The following is a 26,515-nucleotide window of genomic DNA, read 5'->3' as shown; positions in this document are numbered from 1 at the left end:
GACGACTTCGTAAAAAAAGATCGGCCTTTACGCAAATCAATCGCCGCATCCCCCGGGGTGCGGCCAACTTTTCTCCCTCGCTATTGCAAGGGCATTTTCCCAAGATCGGCATCACCTCAATGTATCCGCTGACGGGACTGATCGCTCCGCATTTCATCCGGACGAGTATCTTCGCACAGGAGGACCTGCTCGACCTGTTCGATCCAATGATTTGGCGGCAACCCGGCACCGAAGAAGCCATCTGGCTTCGCGGCCCCGCGCTTTGCGCGATGATCGTGTGCTGTGGAGCCACTATGGCTGAAATCACTCGTATCGAATGCTCGCAATGGCTGAATGGCAATCAAGAAAAGGTTGAATTGTCTGGTGGTCATCACCGCGCACCGAGAACGATGCCCGTCCTTGCGATCGCCAAGTTCGTCATCGAACGCTATCGAAAGGCAGCAAAGCGCCTCGCTGGCGTCGACCACCTCTTCGTGGATCGCAACGGCAATCCGATAATCGTGAACGGGATACTGGGACAATTCGCCTGGATGACGAAGAATCATGGCTTTCCGTGCAAGAGCCTCGGAATGGCCCTTCATCAGGCGTTCGAAAGATGGGCCAGTTCGGGCGAGGAGGTCATGGCTCGCGCCCTAACCGGCCGCCTCCCAAAATTCTGGATGGAGCGCGATCCTCCAACTGATCTACGGGACAAACTTCACTTCCTCGAGGACGAACACCCCCTAGGAAGGTTCGACCGCGCTATGCTCAAGTGGCGCGGCCCCGCCGCGCGCTTGCATTCTGATCCACACTTTCCGCGTTTATCGCCCAAAGCGAGGAATGATCTCGCTTCCGCTCTGAAGATCCGCGGGAGTTTCTACCCGGCCGAGCTCCGGCAGGCGGTGCAAACGGCATTGTCGTCCGGAAAAAAGCCGAAGGAAATTGCAGCGCACTACGGCATTAGCGCTAGATTCGTCTACGACGTCCGTGACGAAAATTGCTCCACTGCATCGACCCTTCTCACGCTGCGGACGGCTTCGATTCAGAAAATTCTCGCTGCGCGAATGCGCGCAGTGCCGGACGCGAGCGCAGGTGATTTGCAAGCCTGGATGCTCAAAGAGCACGGGTTGGCCTTAACTGGCTTGTCAATCCGAAAATTCGCCAGGAAGAAGAACATCAAACTGCTTCCAACCCGTCGAGGCCCCAACCTCGCCAAATATGAGCCGCTGTTTCGGGAAATGCTCTCCCAACATCCGGCGCACGACTCCCTCGCCCTGGCCACTGCGCTCCGTCTCGATCACGGTGTCGTAGTATCCGACCATGCGATCTGGTGCTTCCTGCGCAAGGTTGGTTTGCTAAGCCCCCAACAGCAGCATCTACTTGTTGGACATGAAGACGCTTTGGGAGAGTTCTTCAAGATCCGGCCGGATGCCAAATACAAGGAGATAGTCGTCTGGTTGCGCGATGAGCGCGGGGTGGTATGTAGCACACACGAATTGATGCAGGCGATGAAGCGCGCTGACATTCGTAGACCGTCGTACCGCCCGCGCCTGCATCGAAGGAAGCAATGGCGGCTCTTAAACCGGGCCTGATCCATGGAATTCCAGCAAGGTTTCGGCGTGGCCTTCGATCATCGAGTGACCGCCTCTAGTCGGCGGTCAGCGGTTCGGGCCCAAAGCGACAAAGCGGAGAATTGCATTTGTCTTCACACGGAATAGGACCTCTTATGCTAAGATCAACGCATCACCTCAATGTGCAAAGGGGAAAGCGCGCCTTACCGCGCTGAATGGACGGTGTTTCTATGAAACAACTCGAAGACCGTATGACCGCAGAAGCGCGCAACGCAGTGCTTGAAAGCGGTGACTGGTTGACCGAGGCGCAGATCGTCCAGATTTCGGGGTTCAGCACTACGAACCCAAGTGACCAGCCGACTAAATGGAAGGAAGACGGGCGGATCTTCGCCGTGTCCCATCGAGGTGTAGATTACTTCCCCGCTTACGCTTTGGACCCTGCAACCAACTATCGGCCAGTCGAGGCCCTCGCGACAGTGCTCGCCGTGTTTCGCGGGCGAAAGGACGACTGGGGCCTCGCTTACTGGTTCGTGTCCATCAACAGTTGCCTTGGCAGCAAGCGTCCGCAGGACCTTTTGATTAGCGAGCCCACGCGCGTGCTCGCTGCGGCGGAAGATGAAGTCGCCGGCGCGCTGCACGGCTAATCCGCGCGTCAGACTAGCGACAGCTGGCTCCGGCGCACATTTGATTTGTTGTCGTGGATCACGCAGACCCAAGTAATCGTGGTTGGAGAAGGCCGAGTTTCGCGCGGCCACCCACTTGTCGTTTGACGAGTTTGAGTTTCGTAACTTGGGCAGTCCGGATTTGTGTGGACTTCGCGCGGAGTTACTCTTTTCCGAACTGACCTGCTTCGGTGGTGGGGTAGCTTCCCCATGCTTAAACTCGATATGGAGGTCAAGCTCTCCAAGGCGAGAATTGCTCCTTGGCTTGCCCTGACGATGGGCATTCGTACCCCACCGTCGCCACTGAGGCGCATGGACATCCGCAGGTCCGGGAAGCCGTATGATCCTCAAGCCTTTTCAGATGCTGTGCTTGGTCACTGATTGGATGGCGGCGGACAGCGTTTGTGCCGCTGTTTCGGGATCGAATTCCGGATCGAGCAGGTCGTCCAACGAGAACGGACAGGCCGACGGCAATTGAGGCACGACGACTCCGTGCTTTGCCAGCGAGCGTGTAGCTCCGTTGCACGCGACGCGCCAGATTTTCTGGAGATCGAGTCGCTGCCCGAGGCCGGGTGAGAATGCTAGGACGGCGTCGCCCTGGAAGGTGACGATTTCATCGAACCAGTGAGTTGCGGCCTGGCTGTCCGGCTCGATGGCTGATTTCAACAGGTGGATGAGGGTCTGCCGAAGCAGGCTGGATATCGCCAGGATTTCGGCACGTCCCATATCTTCGATCTCTTCGGCCAGATTGGCGGTGTCCAGGCGCGAGTCTACCGGCGGCGTTTCCCGCAGGATGCCGGCTTGCTCCTGGGTCCACCCATAGAAATCGGTATCGTGTTTGCTGGCTTGTTTGGTAAGCATGGTAACCTCTGAGCGCCCTTAAGGTAACGGCGGGGATGGAATAATCCAAGGGCAGAGGCCCGGCCCTGCGACGCCGAGGAGGCTTGTTCGGTACCGCTTTCGGCAGTCTTGTGGAACCAAACTCGGCGGTGCGCCGCCTTTATTGACCTCGCAGACCCCCAAGTGTTGCGCTTCACGGGGGAGCTTCCCTCTCGGATGCGTGGCGGGGGCCGAGATGCCACGCGGGCGGTATTGCGGTGCGACGGCTGTGCAGGTGGCGACGACTAGGACTTCGCCCACTCTTCCGTCCACGCACGTCTGGAAAATATGTTGCTCTTCGAGACCACACAGAAATCCATAGCCGTAATTTGTGCTTCGACCTGGCCGGATCGGATCAGGGGTCTTCTCCATGAGGGCGCGCAGCTTCAGTCGCAAAAGCGAGACGCTTGCATCGCGTCCAGGTGAAGCCGAAGGATTTGCAACCCAATCCTGCCGGAGAAACTGCCGGTGCCCCTGCAAAGCCGCCCGCCCGCTACGGCGCCATGTAAGGGCGCGCGTCCGGACGGCTCTGCTCCACTGAGCCGCACTGGACGCGACCCGGCCAGGATATGCAGCGACGAGAACTGCGTCTGGAGGTTTCAGGTTCACGCTCAAATTGCGGACCTTGTCCGGTGCAGCCAGAGCGAAAAACCATTGCAGCTCAACGACCAATTCAATTTATGACAGTTTTATGACAGTCGCCATCTTGGTAGTCGGCTGGCGCCGAGATCATCTCGGATGAGGCCCGTTCAGGCCGTCTTAAAACCCGTCAGAGCGGACAAAACCCCTTCAAAACAAGTCATTTCCCGAGTGACGGATTGTGAGGCGAATACACGTGACGTTAGGAAAATCAATGATTTATGAGCTATCTGGTGAGCTTTTGGCGGGAGATCGTTCGTGATCGAACCGCAGCAAGCGAAGCCGCATCTTCCGGTTGGAAGGCCCTTCAACGCGCTCACCACAGATGATCAATCTGCTAAGGGGCGCGCCAGGAGAAAGCGACGAATGAGCGGAGCCTACCTTGGCGACCCGGACAAGGCAAACCGGCTACAGGCCGCCCGGAAGCAGGCCGGCTTCAGGTCAGGGCGAGCTGCCGCACTCCACTTCGGCTGGTCGGCCGCGACCTACTGCGCCCACGAGACTGCGACCCGCTTTCTCCACGATGAGACCGCCAACATCTATGCTTCTGCTTTCAAGGTTAACGCTCAATGGCTGCTCAGGGGGATCGGCGAAGGCCCGGCAGTGGATCCCGTCCGAGCCACCCAGTTCCGAAACAAGATCGAGCGCAAGGCCGAGCAGGCCAAGAATGATCCCGCTGCTTCATCCTGCCGCCGGCTTCGGCTCGCGCGGCGCTTGGCGGGGTTCCGCTCAACTACCGACGCGGCTAGGGCAACGGGGCTGATGCGCACCACCCTCAGCGCGCACGAGACCGGCCAAAATTCTATTTCCGACAAAATGGCTCGCCTGTACGCCGAAGCGTTTCGCGTCAGCCCGGAATGGTTGAGAACAGGTGCCCTACCGTCGGGCTACCCGCCAGAGATCGAGCGGCAACTGCCTTCCGTCGTCGACACGTACGGCGAGTCCGACAAAGTCGCCATGGCGAACCTGAGTCCACTGCTGCCTGTGGTCGGTCTGACCTCGGAGACCCGGAAGGTTGCTCCCCCGGTCCGGTCCCTTGCCCCAAGGCCCCTCAAGGCAGACATGGTGCCGGAGATTGCAGGACGACATCTCTTCCGGGGCCTGGAGTCTGGCAGTCTGGCCGATGCACCTCAAGAACACATCTGGTCGTTGCCCCACCGGTATGTCGCAGAGGTTCTCGGTGGGCTTTTGCCGGCGACCATTATCGTGGCGCCCGGGTCGGAGGTGGAAGGTTTGAACCGTGCCGACCGTGTTATCGTGGATACGTCCGCCCGGACTGCCGTGGCCGGGGAAACCTTCGTATTAGTCGATCGGAACGGGCATTTCGTCCTAATCAAGCCTCAAGCGGGTCAGCCTTTAGACCCCCCAGACTCTCGGTGGAAAGTCCTCGGGAAGAAGATTGGTCGGGTTACCTCGCGTTGAACGGTGTCAGCGCAAGGGTGGAGCCTTGCCGGTTGGCTATTCTGGAATCCATGCTCGCGAGTCGCGCTTCGGCGCGATCGCCTTTGATGCCATTGGCGGACCTTGTTCGTCTTCACCGATGTGGAGATTGACGCGTTCCTGCCGCCCCAACTCAAGCGCGATTGCAGTCAGACTCGGCTGTCTATTCGGCCGTGAAGTACAGCTGGCGAATCGCCCGCCGCGCACGTCGACCGGCCCGGCTTGCTTTCGGATCCTTGAACAGAGCCACCGCTGAGCCGCCCATGTTCCGGGCCGGCTGCGGACGCATCCGGCGCGTGGTCGTGCGTCGCTCCACCACCTTGTGAGCAAGGATTCACTTGCGGTCGCGAGGGCCGCCCCATCGCTCTTCCGTGGCGACCATCGACCCGCCCGCGACGCTACCCCGCCCGGATCTGCCGCTGGAGGGGCAAGGATTCGATTGGCGGGCCAAAACCTGTGGACAGCGTCACAATCCGCGCTTGCCTGAACAAAACCCCTCCCCCACATCGACCGGCAACGGGCCAACCACGGCCAGCGATATGGCTAGGGACACGACCAAGGGCATTCATGGGCGTCGGGGAAGATTTTCAAAAATTCAAAGGCAACTACCAGATCACGAGCGAGCTGATCGAGTCGATCTCGCGCCGCTACAAGCGCATCACCCGCCAGCTCAACACCGATTTCTGGAGCACCAATTCCGACACCGCGCACAGCCTCTATGTCGGTTCCTACGGCCGCGACACCGCCGCCAAGGGCCTGAGCGACCTCGACATCGGCTTCATTCTGCCCAACGCCGCCTATCACCAATACAATGCCCATCAGGGCAACGGACAGTCTGCGCTGCTCCAGGCGGTCAAGCGATCGATCCAAAAGACCTATCGCACCTCGGAGAGCTTTGGCGATGGCCAAGTCGTCGTGATCTCGTTCGACGACAATCTGACCTTCGAAGTGCTGCCGGCCTTCGAGAACCACAACAGCGACAGCTGGACCTATCCGAACGCCAACAATGGCGGCCGCTGGCAGATCTGCAATCCCCGGGCCGAGATCGCCGCGATCGACACCCGAAGCGCTCTGACCAACAAGAACCTGAAATATCTCGGCCGGATGATGCGGATCTGGGCGAACCACTGCGCGGTCCCGATCAGCGGCATGCTGATCGACACGCTGGCCTATCAGTTCATCGAGACTTATCCGCATCGCGACAAGTCGTTCTTTTATCACGATTTCATGGCGCGTGACTTTTTCGACTACCTCGCAAAGCAGGATCAGAACCAGACCGTCTGGCGTGCGCCCGGCAGCGGCTCTCACGTCCACCGCAAGGGCGTGTTCGAATACAAGGCGCGCAGCGCATATCTTCGCGCGACGGAGGCGATCCAGTACAATGACGACAATCATCAATGGTCCCGACGACAGAAATGGAGAGAGGTGTTTGGCTCCCTCTATCCCGGCTGAGCCGGAGCGCTACGCCTTCGAAAGCCAGGTGCGGGAAAGTTTTGGACGCTGCGCCTACACCCACAAGACCCACGAGAAGATGGCCGAGGGCTATGCTGCCCGTCTCGGCCACATCAAGCTCGGCCAGATCGTGCTGTCCGGACTGACTACGATTGGTGCCGTCGGCGTGATCTTCGACCCCAGCTCGGTCTACTTTCCTTACGCCACGGCCGTGCTTGCGTTCGCCTTGTTCTTCGTCAACGGCTACGTCAAGGATATCGATCCCGGCGAGGCCGCGCAAAGGCATCGCGAGGCTGCCTCAGACATCTGGAATATAAGAGAAGCCTATCTCAGCCTGCTCGCCGACACCCGCGATGACGCGATTTCGCTCGCTGAACTGCGCCGACGCCGCGACGAGCTACAGGCCCAGCTGCACAAGATCTATCGCATCGCGCCCCACACCGATGGCAAGGCCTATGGCAAGGCCCAGGACGCCTTGAAGAACAAGGAAGACCTGACGTTCACCGACGAGGAGATCGACGCGTTCCTGCCGGCGCCGCTCAAGCGGACCGTCAAGGGCGGTTCAGGACCGAGTCGATAGAGCGCGAGCCGGCTGGATCGGGTCAGCGTGGCCGCGATTTCGCAGGACTCTCCGCCTTTTTCGTGGACTTCTTTCCCCGGCCACGCTCGGCCGGCTTCGTCCCGCGCGCAAGCACGGTGCCTTGTGGCAGCAGCAGCTCGGCGACCTGGACGCCGAGCGCGGACGCAATCTTGTGCAACGACAGCAGCGTGGGATTGGCTTTTTCAGCCTCGATCTGGCTGACCAGCGCCTGGCGCAAGCCCGTTTCGTCGGCCAGGTCATACTGCGTCCATGATTTGCGCAGCCGACGTTCCCGCACGTTCCGCGCGAGCAATCGCTGGGTATATGCCGGTCTCCGGGGCCTCATCCGGCAGGATGATGCATTTCGGAAGCCCGGACAAAACACGCTATAACGTATGAAATACGTTTTGACGTGTCCTGTGCACCGATTTTCCGCCCTGGTTTCGATGGGCGCCTGGCGGCCCGGGAGCCCGGCTCAGCCCGGAAGGACGGCGCCACCGCGTTCTAGCTCTGCCGGCGCTATCTGCACGCCTGCTCGACCAGGCCAATGAACCGCCAAACGACTGTGCCAAGCGGACCTGCCAAGCGGATCTGCCAAGCGGACTTGCCAAGCGGACTTGCCTTGGGCACCGCCCCCGCCCGCCCAAGGCAGCAACCGAATCGGATATGCTCCCGGCCCGATCAGCTTGCACGCTTGGGTCCCGTCATGATGCAACGATCCGACATTCCGCCGCGCGCCGAACTCGACGACATGCTGGCCTGCCCGTCCTCGACCGACGTACCGCCTCTGGCTCGACGCGCTATCCGGAGCAAGGGCCTGCCTCGATCCTTCGGACACCCTGGAGGACGGCTCGCCACATCTTTGCCGGCTGATCGACGCCGCCGGTGAGATCGAGGAGGCAGCGATAGGGGCTCTGTCGCAGGTCGCAGCGTGATCGGCGAATGGCTCGGTGCTCCTGCCCGGCGCCGCCTCGGCTGCGAAGGCGGCCTACGACCGCGTGGTCGGAAAGTCGCCCCGGCTCAACTTTGACACCGCGAGCGGCGGCATCGAGCTTCACGTTTTCAATACGAGGGACGAGACCATCATCGTCGAGAGTCGCCGCCGCTACTCGGCTTCTCCGAAGGAGAAGCACTTCGCGACGTCCTCAGGGCCGCAACGCATCAGGTCAATGATGCAGATGGGGATCGCCCGATTGCCGCGTGATATCTCCCGGCGAAAGGGCGGAGATCGGGATTTTAAGGACTACACTGCAGGGCAATCAAGCCGATCAGATCATTCGCGTCACCGCCCGCTGGCGCACTGCCCGCCGTCGCGCGTTCTCGCGAAGCACGGTTTCGGTTTCGATCAGCGTTCGGGACATTCGCGATCTGCTTGTCGAGGTTGACAGCAAGCAGCCGGGAATCGTGCTTGTCTGAATTTCATCGCGAAGGCCACTCGAACCCCATGATCTTGTACCACTACACCTCCGCCGCCGGCCTCCATGGCATCGTTGCCAGCGAGTCCCTGTGGACCTCGCACTACCGTTTTCTCAACGACACGTCCGAGTTCCGGCACGGCTGGGATATCGTGCTCGCGGCCATCGAGCGCCGGGCCGCCGAGATCAGACAGATACCCTGCTCGCATTCGGCGCTGTGTGGACAGGTATACACCTGGATGCAGCTCGATTCGGCGCCGCCATAAGCTCTGCTGTTGCGACGAGAGTATCGTCTAAGAAGTCGCGTCGGTCCTAGAGCTGTTGCCCTTCGAAGGCGAAGGCCACGCTTTAAATCGTGTCGAGTGCGCTATTCTACGCCAGAGCACGATATCCACACTTCCACCTCAAGGCTTCGGCGCGCATCGGTTCGAACGTGGCAGATCTTCAAGCCTGTTGCGTCGGGTAGAGGGTAACGGATGTTGACATTTAGATGCGGCGGCTGGATCACGTAGAGGATAGCCGCGGCAACGTCCTCGCTCTCTAGCGCGATCGCGGCCTGAGGTCGGCCCAGTTTTGGCTTCAAGACTGACGGCCAGTAAGGCCGTTTTTACACGGCCAAGACCCAAACCGGCCATTTCGCGCGGCGGCCCGGACAAAAATAGCCTTTGGAAAACGCCCTTATCTCAACGAACTTGGCGACACTGATCCCAGGAGTCTCTCCGACTTGCTGCTTTGTTTTTCGCCACAAACGTTCTCAATGCCTGTCACCTTCAACGCTCATATGTGAAACAACGATACCAGCGCCTCGTCCGTGCGACCAAACACAAAGGAGGAAACGTTATGAGCGCGATCTGGCCGGAAATCCCGTTCGAGGCATGGCGCGAAACCTGTTCCGCGCTTCGTTTGTATTGCCAAGTTGTCGGCAAGTATCGGCTCGCGAGGACGCCGTGGGTCAACCATTCATGGCACGCGACTTTCTACGTGAATGCTCGCGGGCTCACGACTTCGCTGGTCCCAGACGCCTCAGGTATCGAGATCACCTTCGATCTCTCCCGTCATATCGTGATCGGAGAGGCCTCTGACGGGCACCGGGTTGAAATGGCGCTCGGGCCGATGTCCGTCGCCGACTTTCACGCCCGGTTCTGTGAGTTGGTGGGACGTCTCGGCGGTACACCGGAATTCGACGGCCGGCCCAATGAAGTCCCCGATCCGATCCCTTTCCGGGACGACCGTCAGATCCGACCCTATGATCCAGACGCCGTGACGCGGTTCTTCAGGGCCCTGGTTGCGATCGACGGTGTGTTTCATCGGTTTCGGACGGGCTTCACCGGAAAGGTCAGTCCGGTCCATCTCTTTTGGGGCAGCTTCGATCTCGCGGTGACGCGCTTCTCCGGACGTCCTGCTCCGCTTCACCCGGGGGGCGTACCGGGTTTACCGGATGAAGTGACGCGCGAGGCCTACAGTGATGAAGTCTCATCCGCCGGCTTCTGGCCGGGCGGAGGCGGCACAGACTTCGCGGCTTTCTACTCCTATGCCTATCCCACTCCGAACGGCTTTGCCGACGAACAGATTTTGCCGACGGGCGCATATTTCGATCAGAAGCTCGGAGAATATCTCCTGGCCTACGACATTGTGAGGAAGTCGAGCGATCCGGAGGCGACGCTCATGTCGTTTCTGGAAAGCACCTATCGAGCGGCAGCCGATGTCGGACGCTGGGATCGTGCCGCGCTCGAATGTCCGATTGGTCACCCCCTTCGGCCCCGCCCTCTGGACAGGAAGAGATGAAGTTCGGCGAGCCTTCTCCTTGTCAAGCAGAGCACCTTAGGCGCGACGTCGAGCCACTACGCTGTGCCGACGGGGCTGCTCGTCAAACGCGAATATCTGTCGACGATTGGCCCTCAATGGTGGTCGCCCGACTCGGACCTCCCTTGATGTCCGCTTTCAACGCGCCGCTTGCGGTCCAATCGGTCGGATCCACAACCGAAGAAGAATGCCGCCTAGCAAGGCGCAGAGCGCCGCCACTTGCAACACTATGCGTAGCGCGCGTTCGAACGCTGTCGTTGCGGCTTCGGTGATACCGGCTTGGCCGGCCAGTATTGCATTCAGCGCTTCGTTGGCTTGTGCCGGCGGCGCACCGGCAAGATGATACGAAAAGCTGGTGAATAGAACGGCGCCAAGCGCCGCGACCGCAAAGAGACCTGCCACCCGGGCGACCGCGTTGTTGATGCCTGAAGCGACCCCGGCGTGGGCGTCGCACACTGACGACATTACCATCGAGGTCAGTGGGGGGACGGTGATGGTCATACCGATGCCAAATACGCAGATCGCCGGAAACGCTCCGGCCCAGTAGGATTGTCGGAAATCGGCAAAAGCCAGCAGCGCCAGACCGCAGCCTGCGATTACGGGTCCGAAGGTGAGCGACTGCTGCGGCCCGAAACGGTCGGAAAGCATGCCGGCGAATTGCGCGCCGACACCCATGATGAGAGCAAATGGAAGCAGCGCTGCACCGGCCTGCGTCGCGGAGTAGCCGCCGAGCCGGATCAAGCCAAACGGCAGATAATACAGCGCACCGCCTAGCGCGAAATAGAGCAAAAGCGTCAATACGTTGGCTGCGGTAAAACTGCGCGAACCGTACAACGATAGCGGCATCATTGCTCGTGCGCCGAGCCGGGCTTCTATTGCGAGAAATAACACGAGCAATACAAATCCCAATCCGAGTGCGCCGAGTACGGTTCTGTCAGAAAATCCCGACGCCGGAATGGCGCCGAGCCCCCAGGTGATCGCGGCAAGACCGGCGGCGACCGTGGCCGCTCCGGCCCAGTCCAGCGATTTTGCGTTGTTATTTCGGCTTTCGCCTGCGAAGCTCGCAAGTCCCGCCGCGACGGCCGCCAGCGGCACATTGAGCAGAAAAATCGCACGCCACGACACCTGATCGACAAGCCAGCCGCCCAATACCGGGCCGACGGCAGCGGTCAGCGCGCCGACACCAGCCCATACTCCGATCGCATGGTTGCGCTCGTGCTCGTCAAAAGTCGCTCCCAACATCGCGAGGCTTGCCGGGATGAGGAGCGCGGCGCCAACGCCTTGAATTGCGCGGCTCGCGACTAACACCGTGATGTTCGGTGACAGGCCGCACGCAATGGAAGCCATGGTGAATATCGTAATGCCGAGAACAAAGATGCGTCGACGGCCGTAAAGATCGGCAGCCGCCCCTCCAACCAGCACCATAGCGCTTAGCAGCAGCAAATAAGCATTAACGATCCATTGGGTCGCGGCCAGGCTTGCATGCAGGACGTGCTGAATCGCCGGCAGGGCGATATTCACGACCGAGCCATCGACCAATGCCATGCTCGACCCGAATATGGTTGCCGCCAGCGTCAGCCGCTTGCGCCTCTGCGACGGTGCCGCGTCAAAGGCCGGTGTCGCCCGGATAATGTTGTCCTCGCAGGGCGGTTGTGTGAAACCAATCATTGGGCGCTCGAGAAGCGTGGCCGTCGCAGTCATCGTGCGCCTCGAGGGTACCGCTGGCAACCGCCGGTTCCGCCTATTTCGCCGAGATTGATTGTTGCCTGCTCAGGCCGATGTCGCCTTCTGCTATCGCGACATATTGCGCTGCCGCACGAACTCGGTCTGTATAGGGCAAAGCGGACATTGCGATCGTCGCATCACGTCGCTGGGTTTATGGGTACAAAAGCTTGTCAGTTGAAGCAAACGAGGCAATTGGTACGACGAACGCACTGCGATCGACGCGATTTACTTTTTACTTTCTTTGACCGCTGCCATTGTTAGCCGAGCGAGCAAGAAAGACGCTTGGCGCAAAAATTCCATAAGGGACGCGTTTCTCCATATTATGGAGATTATGGAGGCTTGGCCCACGCTCGCCCAACAAGCGACGGAACTGAGCTGATGCCGGCGCGGTCGAGGAGCCGACGCGAGTCACGACAATCTCCGATGCGTTCGATAGCGCCACTTCGACGTATGTGGGCACGAAGGAGACGCCCGCGCGAATGAGGCCTGCGCCTGCTTAGTAGTGATTCAAAATATCGCTGGTCGAGCTTTGTCAGTCGCCACCGCGGTGGCGGGACCGTGCTCAACGACCTCCCCCTCGTGCCGGGTTCCGAGGCGATGATTTTGCCGGCCGGCGTCATCAGGGCAGTCGCATCGGTGGGCGCGTCCGGAACAACGCCACTACGGCTCCGACGACGGGAATCTCCACACACGTAGAGGCGATGCGGGCCTCCGCGCCCATCGCGGACGCGCCCCACCTCTGTGCTGAACGCACGCTCGCACTCCAAGCGCTACGCCAGCCTTGTCCACAGACCCTGACAACGTCCTTCAGCAGCATTTCGACCGTCGGATGAAAGGGCAAGTGTCTGTTCGATCTGCATCGCGGCGCTCCGGACCTGCGATCGTCCAACGGAGGGAATCACTACCATTCATCGAACCGATACACGGTCGTTATCATCACTCGCTCGCGGCTTCACGCCGCCGCGCCCTACGCAACTTGCCCCTCTGTGAAGGGAAGTGAGGGCGGTCGCGGCACAATTCCACGCCGCTATGGAAATTATAAGTACAGGCCATTGGACATTTTCGTCCCGCGCCGCGATCAATGACATCAGCCAACACGAACAGGAGACCTGATGTCCAACTCTTATCCGCTCCCTCCTGAACCCGTAGGCATTGTCACCTCGCTGGTCGAGCGATTTCATTCGGGCGATGCCAGCGTGACGATGCTCTTGTACGATCCAGAAGCCGCGCTCGTCCCGGATGACACACCGAGATCGCAGCCGGACTCGAACGCGATCTCGGGCTCGGTATGCCACTGAAGGAAGGCGCACCATGTGTTCGTTGCTGGCGATATCGCCCGGATCAACCTGGGCTAGTCAGCTGATGGCACATTTGCCGAGGGCAAACAGCGTGGAGGCTCGGCGCGCAACATTGTACGGCGCGCCGCGACGAAGGACGGCGGTACCTGATCGACAATAGCCAAGCAACAGCAGTGCGATAGCACTGCCTGACACACCTGAGCGATGGCAACTCTCAGACATGGGGTTTGACGCCGATAATCATCGCCACCTGCCGAGGCTAACTAATCGGAGATTGAGACCTGCGGGGCCGAATTCTCCGGAAGACGGATTCGCGGATCGATGCAAAACTTGCAATCAGTGGCCAACCAGGCTCGGAGCGGAATGCTCCCGCTGGCATTTTTATCTGCGGTCGTTTCCTTGGTGGTCTCATTCGCCGCGGCGGCCGCTCCGATCCCCCTTTACAACACCTACCGGACAGAAGAAGGGTTCACTAACGCCGGTATCTCGATGGCTGTCGTCGCGTACGCCGTCGGCACTATAACCGCACTGTTGGTGCTGGGACGGCTGTCTAATCATCTGGGCCGCCGGGTCACTGCGATCACTAGCCTCGGTGTTCTCCTGCTCGGCGGCCTGCTGTTGCTGCATGTGCACAACATCGACACTCTGCTGGCCGGTCGGTTCCTTGTTGGCGTTGGCACCGGGTTGGCCAGCAGCAGTCTGACCTCCTACATCGTCGATGCGGCACCCAGCAGACCGGAATGGTTGGCGTCCGTTGTCTCCAGCCAAGGACCGATGCTCGGCGTCGCTATCGGCGCCATAGCATCCGGCGCCCTTGTCGAGTTCGGCCCCTGGCCGCGCGAGCTCATCTACCTAGTCTGCATTTGCTTCCTATTACTGTCTGTTGCACTCGTCGCAATCAGTCCGGAAACAACAACTCCGACTCCGGGCGCTTGGCGATCGCTGTTACCCGAGGTCAGCGTACCGGCGCGGGTCAGGCATCTGCTCCCTGTCGCGGCGGCGGTATTTCTGGCCACTTGGGCGAGTGGGGGCTTCTATCAAGCGTTCATGCCTGCACTTGTCCACGATGAACTCAACACCCGCAGCCCGCAGATCCCCGGGCTAGTGTTCGCCGCCTATATGACCCCCAGCGTCCTCGGCGCTCCCATCGGTGGATGGTTCACATCCGCCGTAGCCCAACGCGTCGGTATGATCACTTTTATGGCCGGAATGACCGGCATCAGCACTGCTATCTTGGCAGGCACACTGGTGTTGTTCATCACCGCGACCATGGTTGCCGGTGCCGGCCAGGGCATCGCCATCAGCGCCGCCACGCGCGGCCTGCTTCACGGCAGCGACCAGGCCGAACGGGCACCGATCTTTAGCACAATCTATCTTCTCTGCTACAGCGGTGCCGCCTTCCCTAGCCTCATCTCCGGCCAACTTTCCAATACGTTTTCGCTAGTGCAGATCACGCTCGGATACGGCGGACTCGCCGTCGTCACCACCCTGTTCACTGTTCTCGGTGCGCGCAATCCGCACACCGACAGGACGGGGAAGAGCACGTCCGACGGCTCGAACGCTACCGGTTCACCAGTACAGGGAACAGTGTCATGAGAATCGTCGCTGTCCAGGGCGCCGCCTCTTCCGGGTTGAAGCGCAGATTATAGCCGCAACATACCACCATGAGACGAAGAGGAGATCATTTGATGAAAGCGATCGTTGTGACGGAGCAGGCTGCGGGAACGGCGGGGATGAAGCTGGTGGAACGGCCAGAACCGCAGGCAGCGATAAACGACGTCGTCGTTCAGGTTCATGCGTCTGGATTCACTTCGGGTGAACTGATGTGGCCTTCGACCTGGACCGATCGCCTCGACCGTGACCGGTCGCCGACGATTCCCGGCCAGGAGCTGGCAGGTGTTGTCACCGCTCTCGGCTATGGCACGACCGGACTGTCGGTGGGACAACGAGTGTTCGGTCTCTCGGACTCGTATCGCGGCGGCACCCTGGCCGAGTATGTGGCCGTGGAGGCGCGCAATCTCGCACCGCTTCCGGGCGACGTCGAGTTCTCGGTCGGTGCGGCCGTCGCGATGCCGGGCCTGACCGCTTGGCAGGGACTCTTCGTGCACGGTCGCCTTCAGGCGGGGCAGAGCGTCCTTGTGCACGGCGCGGCCGGCGCGGTCGGCTCGATGGTGACGCAGCTCGCACGAGAGGCCGGTGCCTACGTCATCGGCACAGGACGCGCCGTCGACCGTCAGAAGGCACTCGACTTCGGCGCGCGGGAGTTCGTCGACCTGGAGAACGACGATCTCGAAGGCGTCGGCGGAGTCCATCTGGTTTTCGATGTCATCGGCGGCGACATCGGGAAGCGATCCGCCGGCCTGGTTCGAAACGGAGGAACGCTGGTGACGATCGCCGGGCCGACCGAAGCGCAGCCCGCCGACGGCCTGGCCATCGACTTTGTTCTGATGTCCGATCGCGCCCAACTGGGTGAGATCATCCAGCGGGTACGGGACGGACGGCTGCGTACAAATATCGGCAACATCGCGAGCCTTGACGAGGCAGTCGCCGCATTCAATCCGACGCGGCGGATCAGCGGGAAGACGATTATCCGAGTTCGTCCGTGAGGAAGCAGCGAAGGCGAGCGGCTCTCCGCTGCCACATGGATTGTCGGCGCCTTCCGTGCGAGCCCGTGCGACGCGTCGGGCCAGGCCGGGCCCATCCATCCCGTCGTCTCTCAGCAGATCTGCACGGTCGTGCCCGGCTAATCATCCCCTACCGCGGTCGAATGATTGCCTGCTGTTCTGGATGCAGCGGGCCAGCTCGGCTCGCATCCTGGTGGAGGATTCGCCTTTGTCCCGGCCCGGTGCGGACCGCTTATCTAGGAGGAAGAAAGTGACAGTCGACCATCCAATATTTGCGCGCTGGCCGGCTCGATATCGCGATCGGCTGCAACTCTGTTCCACTTCCAAGCCCAATGGAGTGAAGGTCGGCATCATGCTTGAGGAAACGAGCCTTGCTTACGAGCCACACCGGATCGACATCATGGCAAACGAAACCCAGGACCCGGCCTTTCTTGCGCTTAATCCCAGCGGGAAGAGTCCCGCAATCTACGATCCTGACCAGCCTAGCGGGAGCGCACCCTCACGCAAGAAACCCGCGTAAGCAACGACGTTCAAGAAGGTCGAGGTCATGATCCGTCGCGCTACCATTAGGCGAGCTAGCCGGCATCTCACTTAAGCCCCCCTACCATCCTTTTTACCGAGCACGCAGCGCCATGCCGCAAGGCGCTCGGTCGGATGCTGATTCATCCAATCGGCGAGCTGCGGTGCGCCCATTAGGCACGACTGTATCGAGACGGCAGCGAAGTCCGAGGTGGTGACGGTCTGCTCGTGACAATTTTCTGGAGATGACAAACTGCAGAGCACGGCGATGATGGCGATCATGATAAGCCACCCTCTCCGCGATCGACCTCTGCGCCCACGCGTACCTGGCTTGCGAATGCATTATGTCGCTCCTCGCTGACGCAATCAGACGGTGGGAAGATGCTGTCGTAGATCGCTCGAGCTTCTCGAACGAGGTGCGCTCGCTCCCGCTCCGACTTTCCCACAAATCGAGTGACCTTACCCATGTTCGCTCCTATCATATCGCGGCCCGATTTCGAAAGCCGACGCAGGTTGTATCGAGGGGTAAGAACTAGTGACGGATCGGATGTTGTAGGCATGAGTCCTTTGACCCGGCCGAGTTAGGACGCCACACCGCTGCGTGCCACCGGGCGCGCGGAACGATCGGCGTAGATGTAGAGCGGACGCCGTTCCTTCCACGACTTCGCGCGAAATCACGACCTCTTCCACACCTTCCAGGCCCGGCAGATCGAACATGGTCTCGAGCAGGATCGCCTCGAGGATCGAACGAAGGCCCCGCGCACCGGTCTTGCGCTCGATCGCCTTGCGGGCAACCGCGCCAAGCGCCTCGTCGGCGAAGGTCAGCTCGATGTTCTCCATCTCGAACAGCCGCTGGTACTGTTTCACCAGCGCGTTCTTCGGCTCGGTGAGGATCTTCTTCAGCGAGGCCTCATCGAGGTCCTCGAGCGTCGCCACGACCGGCAGACGGCCGACGAACTCGGGAATGAGGCCGTACTTCAGGAGGTCCTCAGGCTCGACGTGACGGAAGATCTCGCCGGTCCGGCGGTCTTCCGGCGCCATCACCTGAGCTGCGAAGCCGATCGAGGTCGACCGTCCGCGCGCCGAGATGATCTTCTCGAGGCCGGCGAAGGCGCCGCCGCAGATGAACAGGATGTTGGTGGTATCCACCTGCAGGAACTCCTGCTGCGGATGCTTGCGGCCGCCCTGCGGCGGGACCGAAGCCACCGTGCCTTCCATGATCTTGAGCAGCGCCTGCTGCACGCCCTCACCCGACACGTCGCGCGTGATCGAGGGATTGTCGGACTTGCGGCTGATCTTGTCGATTTCGTCGATGTAGACGATGCCGCGCTGGGCGCGCTCGACATTGTAGTCGGCGGCCTGGAGCAGCTTCAGGATGATGTTCTCGACGTCCTCGCCGACATAGCCGGCCTCGGTCAGCGTCGTCGCGTCAGCCATCGTGAACGGCACGTCGAGGATGCGGGCGAGCGTCTGCGCGAGCAGCGTCTTGCCCGAGCCGGTCGGACCGATCAGCAGGATGTTCGACTTCGCGAGTTCGACGTCGTTGTGCTTGGTCTGGTGGTTGAGGCGCTTGTAGTGGTTGTGCACCGCGACCGACAGGACCTTCTTCGCATGGCTCTGGCCGATCACGCAGTCGTCCAGCACCTTGCAGATTTCCTTCGGCGTCGGAATACCGTCGCGCGACTTGACCAGCGAGGACTTGTTCTCCTCGCGGATGATGTCCATGCAGAGCTCGACGCATTCGTCGCAGATGAACATCGTGGGTTCCATGATCAATTTGCGGAGTGTCGTGTCTGAGAGTGACTGCACTGCCACGGCGGCCTCAAACCACATCGACGCGGTTGCGAGCGGGAAGATGATCATTTGCGGCCCTCGCGGATTGTCTTTTGTCAGGGAACAGTGAAGTTCAGCCGCCGCATTTCGGCAACGACCGATCGTTGAAAATGTTGATCATGGAATCGAGCGTAGCTAGGACCCGCGCGCCATCAATGCCATCAGCAGCGGCTTGCCGCAGCATCACGGACTCATAGAGTGAGGCGGCGTGAACGCGACACATTTTCTCTGTGTCGGCCGCATTGGCGGCTTTGCCGTGTACAGCCGCCGAGGCCACGCGCGGGGCGTTGACATCCCTCTCTAAGGTGGACTCCGCCGCAAGCCCCGGATTAGAAAATGCGCTGATTAAAGCAGAGGCTACGAGAACTGTGGTTCTTCTCATGATCAGGCTCCAGAATGGCAGCTCTCGTGAGAGAATTAGTTTCTGGCAGACGATAAGACATTCAAGTCTCCTTTGATCGGTGTTTTCTGGTGCGCCAAAACTAATGGGATTGCCCCGAGCGGCTCAATTGAGCAGGGGTTGAGCTAGAGCACCCAAAAGGGAGCGGGACGATGATCCGAAGGCTTAGGGCAATCGAATAAATCCTAGCGTTCGTCCGCTCCGATCATACGATTACATCCGACCGGCGGGACCACAATTCACCCTAATTTGCTTCGCAATCCGACTCGCACGCTTCGCTCACTCCGGGGAGCGCCCTGGCTGTCGGCGAGCACAACAACAGCCGGCGGGCTCTCGGTCGGGCTGCTGGAAGGGGTATCTCATTGATCCGCATATCAAGGCTAGTCCTCGCGCGTACACGAGCCGCGGGCGACGGAGTTGCAGATTCTCGTTTAGGACGGGTTGAAGTAGATGTCGCATTTCGCGTCGCAGCTGCGAGCGGTCACCAGCCGGAGCGGTTGAGCCACGCCTTCCTACCGGCGAGAGTGCCGGCCACGTTCCAGCAACATTGGCTTTGCGGAACTCTCGGTTCCAAATTGCCTCGTTCCCCCACGACTTTTGGCGCCTGGCTCTGCGTTAAGCGGCCGCCGCCGTGGCCTGTAAGACCGACCAATCCCTCATTGTTGCTAAAATGAAGAAGGATCGGCGTCCGCCTCACGTGGCAAGACCAACGACGGCTGGCATTTCACGAGCGATTGAGTACGATTTCTCTATGCCGGAGAGACCCCGCGTGTATGGAGCGCGAAGAGCTTGATCAGCGGACTTCAAGCCGATGCCCGACGCCGGAGTTTGAAAGATGGTGCGGCAGTGAACGTCACCTACTCGGAAGGTAGCTCTCAGGTCTTGTGGGGGGACGGCGAGCGCATGTTCAGCCGTGGCTGGCGACTGGACGACAACGGCAATCGCCTCGCTGTGTTACTTGTTACCGCTGCCGCCGGCCACCCGTTTCCCTCAGGACTCGAACGCCTCACGCACGAATAGGAGCTGAAAGATGAGCTCGACAGGGCATAGGCGGCGCCGCCGCTTGCCCCGATGCGCGACGCCGGTCGCACGGTGCTGGCACTCGATGATCCGGGCGGCGAGCCACTCGACCGTTTGCTCGGTGCGCCCTTGGAGGTATCACGCTTTTTGCGCTTGGCTATCGCGGTAACCTCGGCTCTGGGCAGGCCGGCTTGTCCACAAAGACATTAAGCCGACCAATATCCGTTTCAACGAAGCGACTAGCGAAGTGCGGCTGACTGGGTTCGGCATGGCTTCGCGCTTCGCGCGCGAACGTCAGTCGCCTCATTCTTCCGAGACGATCGCGGGTACACTTGCCTACATGGCGCCGGAGCAGACCGGACGTATGAATCGATCGATTCGCGCTGTGATCTCTATGCGCTCGGCGTCACGCTTTACCAGATGCTCACGGGGGTTCTGCCCCTAACAGCGACTGATCCCATGGAGGGGGTCCACTGCCATATAGCCGGTTCCGCCGAGCGAACGCTTAGAGGGTATGCCGACGCCCGTTTCGGCGCTCATCATGAAACTGCTCGTCAAGACACCCGAGGATCGTCCCGCGGCTTCCCGGTTTTTTTTGAAGCAGCATGCAGAGCTGAAGGTCGAGTTAGTGACGAACGACCGCTGCCAAGACCTCGTGACCGAGGGCATCGACGTGGCGTTCCGGTTCGGAGCCCTGCCCGACTCGAGCGCGACAGCTCGCAAAATCATGCAGCGCTCGAGAGTACTCGTTGCCTCGCCGGATTACCTACGAGAGCGCGGCACGCCCACGACGCCATCGGACCTCGCTCACCACTCGGTGATCATCGGCCCGGCGCACTCATCGCCTACCTTCTCCTTACGCAAAGACGGGCCGCGTCTCCTCCGTGCGCGTTGAGGGCTAGTTCGCAATCACCATCAGCGAACGAGCCACAGCAAGCGCCGTCGCCAGGCTGGGGATTGCCGCGTCGGGCGAAAGCAGCGTACGGGCAGAGCTCGAGGCCGGGCAGCCCGTGCGGGTGCTGCCTGACTAGGATTTCGGCTCGGTGGAAGTGAATGCGCTCTTCGTCAGCGGAAACACCATAACGCATACCGCACGGGCATTTGCCGATTTCCTACTCAGGGAGCTCCGCCCGTCTCGCGGTGCACTCGCCCGGCTCTCAGAGGCTCCAGAAAGCGTGTCCGTGCGTCCAAACCAATAGACCGAGACGTTCCAACATGTGCACGCAAGTGGCATCCATATGCCGTGATTGATGTCCCCCGTCACGTCGCCAAGAGCATAAACAGGAGCAACTTATCGGAGAACCCATGGAGCTTCATCAAGTTCGCTATTTCCTCGCGGTCGCGTCCACACTCAACTTCACCCGCGCGGCGGAGCAATGCAATGTCACGCAGCCTGCCCTGACCAAGGGGATTCAGAAGCTGGAGCAGGAACTCGGCGGCCAGTTGATTTACCGAGAGCGCCAACTAACGCAGCTCACAGACCTCGGGAAGGAGATTCTCCCGATGCTGGCGCGCATACTGTCCTCGGCGGAGACGGTGCGTCGCAGAGCTAAGGAATTCCAGCGCAAAGAAGTCGCGCCACTGAAGGTCGGCCTCGCCCCCTCTATCTCGGCTTCGCTCGTCCTCGATCTGATCGCAGAGATCGCGAAGTTCGTCCCGGGACTTAATGTCGAACTGCGCGAGGGCGCAGCGGAGAAGCTCAGCGACCTGTTGCTTGAGGGGGAGATAAGCGCCGCAATCGTCGGGGACGTTAAGGACATCCCAGCCCGCATCGACGACTGGTTGCTCTTCGAAGAGCGCTACGTCGCGGTTCTGGCGCCGACACATCCGCTCGCAAATCGTCCCTCGATCGGAATTGACGACCTCCGCGAGACCGTCTTGCTGGAGCGCGTCGGATGCGACGTAGCCCCGAAGATCCAAAGGTCGTATTTCCCCGAGGAACCGCCCCATCTGGGCCACTGCAGCGGTCACGACTTGCACCTGCAGTACTTGGCCGCCGCTGGCTTCGGCGTGATACTCGCGCCCGAGCACATGCCACGCCTTCCGACGCTCAAGACCATTCCGCTCGAGGGCGACCCGATTTCGCGGGAGGTGCGGCTGCTAGCCGTGCAGGGGCGCCGCTACTCGCCGGCACTGGACGCTTTTATCAAAGTCGCGCGGCTTCGGGACTGGTCGATCGAAGTCCCCCAGAGGGACATGCCGCACGTAAGGCTCCCGGAGATTGCGGCCGCGCCCGCGCTGGCGCGCACGCAGACGGTAAACCGCTCCCAGCGCATCGATCCCACGGCCTGAGGCCTTACCCGGTCCAAACGAGCCTTGTAAATCGCTCGCTTGGATTCGCACCGAGCGGCTAACTACCTTCAGTGCCGCCGCCCTCTCGATGGATGCGTGATAGAGCCGTGGCATCAACTCGTTGAAGGTCGGGGCTTCTGCGAGATGCCGGAGCCACCTCCACGAGCAGCCGCGCCGAAACGGATACTCGCCTTGAGCTTCGACTGCTTTCCATTCCGCACCGCTGAGCTGTGCGTCTTAGTTCGAGAGCGTCGGCGCGTCCTCGCACTCGCGGCACCCGACACGAGGAACTTACCTGGCCGGTAACGTAAGGCCCGCGCATCGCGCCACAGCTGTGATCGGCAGAAGATTGATCGCCGGCCTTCCGGCCTTGGGGTGTCGATCGCAGATCCTTCGAGCGTTGCGTCGCAGCGGAAAAGTGTGATTTCGAGTTGCCCTCTAGATCCTCCTAAGCGGCCCCGCACCTGGAGTACGGCGCATCCTGGACGGCTCATCCGCCGACATCCGGAACCGCGTCCACACCGCTTTTCAAATACGAGGCCTCCCGTCTATCGAATGTATGTCTAAACGGAATTTCTAAACTCGCTGGTAGCGCGCGATGCTGAAGTCCGCTTGGCGGCCCGAACGCGCGAGCCGTCTCAATAGGGATTGAAGCGCTTGCGCCGCTCTGCGCGAGCAGCAAGGGATACTCCCATGTTCTTTTCGAGAACATTGGCCTTACTGTGGCTATCTCGCACTCAATGTTCCTGCGAGCCGCCCTCACATTGCGCCACGACGGCAGCAACCGAGACGCCTCGCGATGACCTGAGGCCTGCCCAACCTATGCTTAAGTTGCGATCCGCGGAGGAACGAGCTTCTCTTGCGCTCGATCTTCTTTCGCTGGGAAGCCGCGCGGCACTTGGGGTCTCTTTCCTATTGTCGGTCAGCGACCGGCTCGGGTTCTACGGCAATCCAGGCGGGCGGGGCGTTTCCTGGGGAACGTTCGAGCGATTCTTGGGCTACGCGGCGAAGGTAAATGCGTTCGCACCAGCATGGATGATACCCTTTCTCGGCCTAGCCGCGACGGTGCTGGAACTCCTATTTGGACTTGCGCTGGTACTCGGACTCGCGCTGCGGTGGGCGGCTTTCGGCAGCGCGGGCCTGCTCTTCCTCTTCGGTTCAGCCATGGCCATCTCGTTTGGGATCAAGTCGCCATTTGACTATTCCGTATTCGCTGCGATGTGTTGCGCCCTATTTTTGGGTCTCGCCGGCTCAAACCGATGGACCGTCGAGTCTTTACTATGACGCTCTACGAGGTTGAGAAACGTTGGCCGCTTGTCGTTTGATCACTACGTGATCAAGTATGGCAACAGCAAGGGTAAGCAGTGCCGGCACCCTCACGGGCTCGCTCAGGTAACCCCGGTCAACCCCGTCGCTTGGCGTGCGGCCTTTGGCAAGCGAGGTCACGTCGACCACCGGCAATGCTCTATTCCGTGTTCGGCGGAACTTACCCATGCCTAGCCTGAGATGTCGACCAGAAAGTCACGAGCCCGCTTAGCTCGCGCCCCGACCCGAGAGGACACTGAGTTGATCGAGCTCAGATGTCACCAGCGGCAGTGATCTCACCGGCGGCGACGTCAACGCTCCTGCAGTACAAACGATTATCACGCGGCGTCGGATTGCTCGATCGCCTCATCAACGGGAGCAGGCCTTGAGGACCGTTCACTCTGCGCTTTGGAGCGGTATTCTGACGGGTCGCTGCCGTAATACCTGCGAAAACTGCGCGTAAAGCTGCTCCGGCTCTGATAGCCGACGTTTAGGGCGACTTGGTCGATCGATAGCGCGTTAGCCGAGAGCAGATCGGCAGCCTGGCGCATTCTTAGGCGGCGCAGCAGTGACATGGGTGCCTCTCCGAAGGCAGCGGAGAACCGCGCCATGAAAGCTGAGCGGCTGAGACCGACGGCGTGCGACAGACTTTGAACGGTGTGCGGAAGGGAGGGACGCGAGGCCATCTCAGCGAAAGCTCGTGCGATTGGCGGGTCACGTAAGATCGCGAAGCGCTCCACCCAGGCTTTCGTAGAGACTAGGCATCGTCGAAGCAGGGCGAGTAATACGACCTTCAGCAGCGCCGCCGACATTGGCCCCATACCGACGTCCTGACCCGCGAGCTTGGCTACTGCGCAAGCGATCACCTGGTCGAGCTGGTCATGTACGTCGAACGTCTCAACAATCGGCGTTGCAAGAGATGCGAACAAGTCAAGTGCTGGGCCGTAGGTAGCTCGAAAGGTGCCGCACGCAAGCACGAGTGTCGGTTGGCCAGCTCCGACAGTGTGCCGGTACGACGAACCGGGCACGAAAAGGCTTACGCTGCTCTTGTCGACGTTCTGTAGTGCGGTCGGGCGCTCCGTGGCGACGATCCTCATTGCTCGTCCGGGCGGAACGATTACCAATGTATGCGGCGTCAGTCGGATGGGGGTTTCTCCCTCCATGAGGATGAAACCAATCCCTCGAAGGCAGTAGTGGATGGTGCACGCGTCCACGCAGGCAATGGCTAGGTGCGCACCCGCCGCAAGCAAGCATTGCGACAGCCTGACGAAGGTAATGTCCAATGTGGTCATCAACTTGTCGAGATCTTTTCGCGATATACGCCAGAACGGCTCATCTGCCACGTCCGAAAGCCTTTCGTTGCTCAGATTAATATGAACTCAGCTCCGGACGGCGGGACGACGCCAGCTCACGCGAGCAGCCAGCCTCAAAATCGAGGGCACGGTCCTTCCGCGCTCTGACTTGATCTGGAGTTTTGATTGGTTCGGTCTTCGTTGCGTCCGACTGAACACGCTGAAGAAATAGCCAACTGCGGCTCACGGAGTAGTGGTTGCAGCTGAATTAGATATATTCATCCACGACATGAATAATCCGGATGAGCGTTCAAGCGCCTTGCAACTGTCATGAATTCACGCGAACGAGTCCCCCACGCGCGTCAGCAGGAAGCCCTCAGCCCGATCGCACAACCAGGTTCGAGACCAACTCATCACGTACAGTGTCGGGCCCGCAGGTAGTTGTCACCCTCGACTGCTTTGGTCTATCCCGCAATACTCATGCGAATAATCGTGAGACCGCAGACTGCCCTTTTTATGTCCTGCTATGACGACCGACACCTCGACTACTCAGTGTTCAACCGCTCATCGCAATAAAGCCGGCGGCAGACACGATAGCGCTCCGGACGATACCCCGCACTTATCGAATGCATATCCAAAAGCAATTTCCAATTTCCCCCGCTGTATCCGATCTTCCGCCTCGCGAGCCCGACCAGCACATGCGAGCGCCCCATAACGACTGAAGGCAATCGCGCCAATTAGCACAGCGCGGGAGGCAAAGGAGGTCCAATGAAATCACTAAATGTCGGCTCGGCTGTCTCCGCGTATCAAGCCATCTAGAAATTCTCATGCTTTAACTGGGCGACGATCTCAACTTTTGTTGCGCGGCTGCGCCACCTTTGAGCTAGATAAAAGGGATGTTCGCAATGAACAACGCAGGAATGATTGGAGCGATTCTCGCGGCGCTCTTGTTCGCGGGAGCAGCCGCCGATCCGGGCTACGCGCAGGATGTCGAGCACGGAAAAATTATCTTCCAAGCTTGCGCTGCGTGCCACACTACGGATCAGGCCAATCGTGTTGGACCCGGCTTGGGAGGACTCATCGGCAGGAAGGCAGGTACGGCAACGGGATTCCGCTACAGCGACGCGATGAAGAACTCCGATATTGTCTGGGATGCTAAGATTCTCGATTCGTACCTTGAATCGCCCCAGAAAGTGGTTCCCGGAAACAAGATGCCCTACGCTGGGTTGAAAAACCCAGCGGATCGGGCCGACCTCGTTGGCTATCTTGCAACACTGAAATAGCGGCTCGTTAGGCGAGAGGTCAGCAAGGTACTGCCCATTTTGACGTGAAACGTCCTTACTGCCGACCGCATGTGCAGGCGTTCGAATTGTGTGATCCTATGTTGACCGGCTGATGAGCGAGCGAAAGCCAACTCCAGGCGATGAGCCGATTTGAAATGTGCTTCGGCGACGGTGTGCTCGCAGTCGCCTACTAAACGCTGAGGACGGGCGCATCGTGCTTCACACGGAGGCGCCGCCGAAGCTCAATGCCCTGGGGCACGGATCACGACTGGCGCCCCGCGTTTTTCGAAGCGTTGCGAAACGACTTGGAAAAGAGTAATCGCGAAGTGCCGCTTCATCTCTTCATGCGCCTCCCGAAGCCCCGAGTACATCGTGCTCCTCGATGGTTGATTGATAGGCCCAATGCAGCCTGCAATCGCCTGCGGGTTGGCGACAGTAGTCGTGGTTCGACGCAGACAGACGATCTCTACCGAGTAGCGCACCGATTGCTTGGAGGGCTCATGT

At 60.3% G+C, this 26,515-nt stretch carries 21 protein-coding genes and 2 pseudogenes; 15 read left to right on the top strand and 8 right to left on the bottom strand.

Annotated elements, in window-relative coordinates; all coding sequences use genetic code 11:
• Positions 1 to 119: 119 nt before the first annotated feature.
• Positions 120 to 1,571, top strand: coding sequence for a hypothetical protein (locus tag RAD10_RS15225; RefSeq protein WP_461618147.1), 1,452 nt, complete (start codon positions 120 to 122; stop codon positions 1,569 to 1,571).
• A 209-nt stretch (positions 1,572 to 1,780) separates the two neighbouring features.
• Positions 1,781 to 2,194, top strand: coding sequence for a hypothetical protein (locus RAD10_RS15220; RefSeq protein ID WP_461618146.1), 414 nt, complete (start codon positions 1,781 to 1,783; stop codon positions 2,192 to 2,194).
• Positions 2,195 to 2,569: 375 nt separating this feature from the next.
• Here the strand turns inward: RAD10_RS15220 and RAD10_RS15215 are convergent, their stop codons facing one another.
• Complete coding sequence (locus tag RAD10_RS15215) at positions 2,570 to 3,073, bottom strand: DUF29 domain-containing protein (protein WP_461618145.1); 504 nt, start codon at positions 3,071 to 3,073, stop codon at positions 2,570 to 2,572.
• A 915-nt stretch (positions 3,074 to 3,988) separates the two neighbouring features.
• Between RAD10_RS15215 and RAD10_RS15210 the strand changes: the two genes are divergently transcribed.
• The 3 genes from RAD10_RS15210 to RAD10_RS15200 all read left to right on the top strand — a co-directional run bounded on the left by RAD10_RS15210 (position 3,989) and on the right by RAD10_RS15200 (position 7,202).
• Entirely contained in the window at positions 3,989 to 5,152 is a 1,164-nt protein-coding gene (locus RAD10_RS15210) for a helix-turn-helix domain-containing protein (protein WP_461618144.1), read from the top strand.
• 585 nt (positions 5,153 to 5,737) lie between these two features.
• Positions 5,738 to 6,622: an SMODS domain-containing nucleotidyltransferase gene (locus tag RAD10_RS15205; RefSeq protein WP_461618143.1), complete on the top strand. Its 885-nt coding sequence runs from the start codon at positions 5,738 to 5,740 to the stop codon at positions 6,620 to 6,622.
• Positions 6,600 to 7,202, top strand: a complete 603-nt coding sequence (locus RAD10_RS15200) for an SLATT domain-containing protein (protein ID WP_461618142.1) — start codon at positions 6,600 to 6,602, stop codon at positions 7,200 to 7,202. The genes RAD10_RS15205 and RAD10_RS15200 overlap by 23 nt, the downstream gene beginning before the upstream one ends.
• 22 nt (positions 7,203 to 7,224) lie before the next feature.
• Here RAD10_RS15200 and RAD10_RS15195 read toward each other — a convergent pair whose 3' ends face one another.
• Positions 7,225 to 7,548, bottom strand: coding sequence for a helix-turn-helix domain-containing protein (locus RAD10_RS15195; protein ID WP_461618141.1), 324 nt, complete (start codon positions 7,546 to 7,548; stop codon positions 7,225 to 7,227).
• 1,062 nt (positions 7,549 to 8,610) lie between these two features.
• Between RAD10_RS15195 and RAD10_RS15190 the strand changes: the two genes are divergently transcribed.
• Both RAD10_RS15190 and RAD10_RS15185 read left to right on the top strand, forming a co-directional pair.
• Positions 8,611 to 8,883 carry a hypothetical protein gene (locus tag RAD10_RS15190; protein ID WP_461618140.1) on the top strand — a complete coding sequence of 91 codons (273 nt, stop codon included), beginning with the start codon at positions 8,611 to 8,613 and terminating at the stop codon, positions 8,881 to 8,883.
• 574 nt (positions 8,884 to 9,457) lie between these two features.
• The gene (locus RAD10_RS15185) at positions 9,458 to 10,402 is read left to right on the top strand and encodes a DUF5996 family protein (RefSeq protein ID WP_461618139.1); all 945 of its coding nucleotides are present in this window, start codon (positions 9,458 to 9,460) and stop codon (positions 10,400 to 10,402) included.
• 156 nt (positions 10,403 to 10,558) lie between these two features.
• Here the strand turns inward: RAD10_RS15185 and RAD10_RS15180 are convergent, their stop codons facing one another.
• Positions 10,559 to 12,088, bottom strand: a complete 1,530-nt coding sequence (locus RAD10_RS15180; RefSeq protein WP_461618138.1) for an MFS transporter — start codon at positions 12,086 to 12,088, stop codon at positions 10,559 to 10,561.
• A 1,169-nt stretch (positions 12,089 to 13,257) separates the two neighbouring features.
• Between RAD10_RS15180 and RAD10_RS15175 the strand changes: the two genes are divergently transcribed.
• From RAD10_RS15175 to RAD10_RS15160, 4 genes are all read left to right on the top strand, one after another.
• Positions 13,258 to 13,443, top strand: a complete 186-nt coding sequence (locus RAD10_RS15175; RefSeq protein WP_461618137.1) for a hypothetical protein — start codon at positions 13,258 to 13,260, stop codon at positions 13,441 to 13,443.
• A gap of 363 nt (positions 13,444 to 13,806) precedes the next feature.
• Entirely contained in the window at positions 13,807 to 15,039 is a 1,233-nt protein-coding gene (locus tag RAD10_RS15170) for an MFS transporter (RefSeq protein ID WP_461618136.1), read from the top strand.
• Positions 15,040 to 15,131: 92 nt separating this feature from the next.
• On the top strand, positions 15,132 to 16,049 hold the full coding sequence (locus tag RAD10_RS15165; protein ID WP_461618135.1) for an NADP-dependent oxidoreductase: 918 nt from the start codon (positions 15,132 to 15,134) through the stop codon (positions 16,047 to 16,049).
• A gap of 181 nt (positions 16,050 to 16,230) precedes the next feature.
• Positions 16,231 to 16,587 carry a thioredoxin domain-containing protein gene (locus RAD10_RS15160; protein ID WP_461618134.1) on the top strand — a complete coding sequence of 119 codons (357 nt, stop codon included), beginning with the start codon at positions 16,231 to 16,233 and terminating at the stop codon, positions 16,585 to 16,587.
• A gap of 71 nt (positions 16,588 to 16,658) precedes the next feature.
• Here RAD10_RS15160 and RAD10_RS15155 read toward each other — a convergent pair whose 3' ends face one another.
• The 4 genes and pseudogenes from RAD10_RS15155 to RAD10_RS15140 form a co-directional block, all read right to left on the bottom strand.
• Entirely contained in the window at positions 16,659 to 16,868 is a 210-nt protein-coding gene (locus RAD10_RS15155; protein WP_461618133.1) for a hypothetical protein, read from the bottom strand.
• Entirely contained in the window at positions 16,865 to 17,053 is a 189-nt protein-coding gene (locus tag RAD10_RS15150; protein WP_461618132.1) for a hypothetical protein, read from the bottom strand. Before RAD10_RS15150 ends, RAD10_RS15155 begins: the two co-directional genes overlap by 4 nt.
• 114 nt (positions 17,054 to 17,167) lie before the next feature.
• Positions 17,168 to 18,419: pseudogene (gene clpX, locus RAD10_RS15145) on the bottom strand (ATP-dependent Clp protease ATP-binding subunit ClpX).
• A 73-nt stretch (positions 18,420 to 18,492) separates the two neighbouring features.
• A complete protein-coding gene (locus tag RAD10_RS15140; RefSeq protein WP_461618131.1) occupies positions 18,493 to 18,801 on the bottom strand; it encodes a hypothetical protein in 309 nt (102 codons plus the stop codon).
• Between the two features lie 921 nt (positions 18,802 to 19,722).
• On the opposite strand from RAD10_RS15140, the pseudogene RAD10_RS15135 reads away from it, so the two are divergent.
• From RAD10_RS15135 to RAD10_RS15125, 3 genes and pseudogenes are all read left to right on the top strand, one after another.
• Positions 19,723 to 20,413, top strand: a pseudogene (locus RAD10_RS15135) (serine/threonine protein kinase); the annotation flags it as partial.
• Between the two features lie 21 nt (positions 20,414 to 20,434).
• Entirely contained in the window at positions 20,435 to 20,734 is a 300-nt protein-coding gene (locus RAD10_RS15130; RefSeq protein ID WP_461618251.1) for a LysR substrate-binding domain-containing protein, read from the top strand.
• 410 nt (positions 20,735 to 21,144) lie between these two features.
• Positions 21,145 to 22,131, top strand: coding sequence for a LysR family transcriptional regulator (locus tag RAD10_RS15125; protein ID WP_461618130.1), 987 nt, complete (start codon positions 21,145 to 21,147; stop codon positions 22,129 to 22,131).
• Between the two features lie 1,643 nt (positions 22,132 to 23,774).
• Here the strand turns inward: RAD10_RS15125 and RAD10_RS15120 are convergent.
• Positions 23,775 to 24,728: an AraC family transcriptional regulator gene (locus tag RAD10_RS15120; protein WP_461618129.1), complete on the bottom strand. Its 954-nt coding sequence runs from the start codon at positions 24,726 to 24,728 to the stop codon at positions 23,775 to 23,777.
• 905 nt (positions 24,729 to 25,633) lie between these two features.
• Here RAD10_RS15120 and RAD10_RS15115 point away from each other — a divergent pair.
• Positions 25,634 to 26,011, top strand: coding sequence for a c-type cytochrome (locus RAD10_RS15115; RefSeq protein ID WP_461618128.1), 378 nt, complete (start codon positions 25,634 to 25,636; stop codon positions 26,009 to 26,011).
• Positions 26,012 to 26,515 lie beyond the last annotated feature (504 nt).

It is taken from the genome of Bradyrhizobium sp. 23AC (genome assembly GCF_054863025.1).
This window is presented reverse-complemented; position numbering and strand designations above follow the sequence as displayed.